We start from the raw sequence: 1,371 nt of genomic DNA on the forward strand, positions 1-1,371 counted from the left end.
GGATCGGCATCCCGGCGAAGTCGGGGTGCAGACCGGACACGCCCCGGGCGCGGGCCACCGAGGCGCCGGGCGCGCGGGTGGCGAGCTGCCCGTAGTCGGCCGGGGCCACGGCCCGGCCGCGGGCGCGCAGTTCACCTGCGCCGCGGCGCATGGCGTCGGCGTCGGGCTCGGCGTCCGTTCCGCCGGAGGCCGGGAAGGGGTTGCTCACACCGGTGACGAACGGCAGCGCGGTCACCACCCCGTTGACCGCGCCCGCCGCCACGGCCCCGGCGCTGCCGCCGCCGACGCGGTAGCGCACGGCGCGGACGTTGCGGAAGCCGGGCGGGACGGCGGCGCCGCTGACGCCGTCCCCGAAGGTCACCTCGCCGCTCTCGTGGTCCACGGTGAACACCCGGTCGTCGGCGCCGTATCCGGCCAGGCTCTCCACCTCGCGCCACCGGGACGAGGTTCCGGCCGATGTGCCCACCGTGGTGCCGAACACATCGCCGCCCGTGTCGTCGTCGACCTCGATGACCACGGATCCGGCGAGGATGGGCACCTGGCTGAGCTTCATGCGCCGCAGCCCGGTGGCCGCCGGGTCCTGGACGGGCTGCAGCGGCTCGTCGCGGATGGTGCGGGCGGCGGTGGCGGCGACCACGTTCAGCCGCAGCCCGGACAGCACGGGCGCGGGTCCGGCGAAGGCTCCGTGGGCGATCCGCAGGCGCAGCCAGCGCAGCCGGGGCCGGGTGCCGGACGGACTGCCCGGCTGCCATGACCGCGGGACCCGAAGCTCGACGGTCCCACTGGCGCCGAACCCGGCCGTGGAGTCCCGCATCAGCTCGGCGGGGACGAGCCGGGTGCCGTCCAGTACGTCCCAGCGCAGCAGCGGCGCGGGCGGCAGCGGCAGGGGCGCGGTGCCGCCGGAGGCCGCCGGGGCGGGCGGCGCGGCGACGACCACGAAGCCCAGCGACAGCCGCGGGTAGGGGGCGGCCGGTCCGGCGAGTCCGATCCACAGCGCGTTGCCGGGCCGCGGATCGCGGCCGAAGGGCTCGAAGGGACGGCTGGGTCCGGCCGGTCCCAGCGGCAGGGCCTGGATCGTTCCGGCCTCCTGGACGGCGAGATCGGCGAGGGTGGCCGGGGTGGCGTACAGGTCCTGGTCCGTCTCGTAGACGACCTGGCCCGCCGGGGTCGAGGCGGCGCTCTGGAACCCGGCGGGGACGAGCACCGAGGCGCCGTCCGGCGGGTTGACGGTGAACTCCAGCAGCGTGGCCGCGGCGCCGGGCGGGCGGGGGCGCCCCCCCCCCCGCGCCAGGGGTTGGGGCCGGACCCGAGGCCGCACCCGGGTGTGACCGCCCAGGAGCGGGTAGGGGGGGGTGCGGCGAGTGCGGGCGA

The 1,371-nt window shown here is 78.0% G+C and carries 1 protein-coding gene; it reads right to left on the minus strand.

The features are described from left to right. A partial coding sequence (locus ACFXB5_RS53745) for a putative baseplate assembly protein (RefSeq protein ID WP_385223389.1) occupies positions 1-1,371 on the minus strand: 1,371 nt, incomplete at both ends.

This window comes from Streptomyces sp. NPDC059455 (assembly GCF_042750115.1).
In the GTDB taxonomy this organism is placed as follows: Bacteria; Actinomycetota; Actinomycetes; order Streptomycetales; family Streptomycetaceae; genus Streptomyces; species Streptomyces endocoffeicus.